The sequence below is a fragment of the Metabacillus sp. RB-C-LZQ-3-1 genome (assembly GCF_058315175.1).
Map to the genome: position 1 here is coordinate 1 of NZ_JBZFLI010000051.1, position 1673 is coordinate 1673.

General features: G+C 35.6%; 2 protein-coding genes and 1 pseudogene. All 3 read left to right on the plus strand.

The window, feature by feature from the left end; genetic code table 11:
• Positions 1–555: pseudogene (locus AC4GZ8_RS26285) on the plus strand (FtsK/SpoIIIE domain-containing protein); the annotation flags it as partial.
• Positions 497–1078, plus strand: a complete 582-nt coding sequence (locus tag AC4GZ8_RS26290) for a replication-relaxation family protein (protein ID WP_491084831.1) — start codon at positions 497–499, stop codon at positions 1076–1078. The pseudogene AC4GZ8_RS26285 and the gene AC4GZ8_RS26290, both read left to right, overlap by 59 nt.
• 11 nt (positions 1079–1089) lie before the next feature.
• Positions 1090–1530, plus strand: a complete 441-nt coding sequence (locus AC4GZ8_RS26295) for a hypothetical protein (RefSeq protein ID WP_491084832.1) — start codon at positions 1090–1092, stop codon at positions 1528–1530.
• Positions 1531–1673 lie beyond the last annotated feature (143 nt).

Consider the following 1673-nt stretch of genomic DNA (forward strand, 5'->3'; position numbering starts at 1 on the left):
ACGGACGCCAAAGATATTCTCAAAGAAATCCAGAAGAAAATGAACAGGATGTATACAAAAATAGTTGATCAAGGATATGAGGATATCAAAGAATCCGGTCGAAAAGAACGCCACTTTATCATTATCGATGAAGCAGCTGACATTGCGGATGATGCTAATTGTATGCAAGTGGTAACTGACATTGCAAGACGCGGAAGGGGCGCAGGCTATTATTTAATATATGCGACCCAGTATCCTTCAAGCCAATCTATCCCACAACAAACTAAGAGAAATATCCCTTCGCGTTTATGCTTTGTATTAGATGATGCAACAGCTTCTAATACTGCTCTAGGTCAAACAGGAGCAGAAGACCTTCCGTTGATACCAGGACGCGGAATTTATAAAAATGTTAAAAGTCAGGTTGTTCAAACACCGTATATCAGCAATAAGGAGATTAAAAAGCAGATTGCTCCACACATTGTCATTAGACCTCGAAAGGAAAAGGAGAGTGACAACGTTGAATATAGAGAAGGAAAAGAGAGAGGAAGCAATACTTTTGAGTTTGAAGAAGTGTGATTATCTAACGAGAGAACAAATACAAAAGATGCATGCTTTGGGAAAATCGAGAAATGCACATCGAGTATTAAGTGATATGGAAAAGTATATTTCAGCTTTCACTAATGAAAGAAAGCACGTTTACTACCTTAATAAAGATGGTCGTGAAAGAGTTGGAGCAACAAAAGTCAGAAAAAAAACTGCAATGATCAACCACTTCCTAATGAGAAATGATTTGTATATTGCACTTGGTAGACCGTCAACATGGAAAAACGAAGTGAAAATAACCATTCCTAATACTAAAATTTCAATCATTTCCGATTCAATATTTATATCCAATAAGGCTCATCATTTTGTGGAAGTTGACTACAAGCAAACCATGAGTAAAAATACAGCCAAAATAAAGAGATATCAACAGTTAGCTTCATTTAATCCACAATTTGTTCTGTTGTGGATAACAACAACACCCTATAGAAAGAAAAAACTTCAATCACTTTGTGAAGGGTTAAATATCCAAGTGTATTTATGGGATGACATTAAATAGGAGGGTTCGCCATGAGAACACAAATAATGACATTTAATGAATTTATGACTGGTGAATACAAGATGAAGAAAAAAAGAGAGAGCAAACAATTGAAAGTAGCGGTCTCTTCGATGTTTCCCTTTGCTCTATTCCCACTAATTACTCATGCACAAACTCCAACATCGATGCCAGTCGTTGCTCAACCTGAAGCAATAACAGTGGGCGCAAGTGAATGGTTAGGAGATAAAGCACTTGAAACATTGGCTCATGCCTTAGATCCTCTTGTAGATTTAATGGTTGCTTTAAGTTTTCCTGTTGCATCAGTAATAATTGTTGGAGGCTGTTTCTTCTTTATGCTAGGGAAGTCTGAGAGGGCTTGGAGTACAATTCAGAATGCAGGATTGGGGTATGTGTTAATTCAGATAATGCCTATTCTATTAAATGTTTTAAAGGAGGTTGGCGGGGCAATTTAGAACTTATGTGATTTTTTAAAAAATCACATGAAAATCACAAAAAATAAATCCAACCATGAAAAAGTATGAATTTAATAAATTGATATAATTGATTAAAAGAATGAAATGAAAATAGGCGAAAGACTATAAATCTAGTACAAAAT

Bases quoted from the DNA above. Each gene is read 5' to 3' on its own strand.
- AC4GZ8_RS26295 (WP_491084832.1), top strand. From the start codon at position 1,090: ATGAGAACACAAATAATGACATTTAATGAATTTATGACTGGTGAATAC.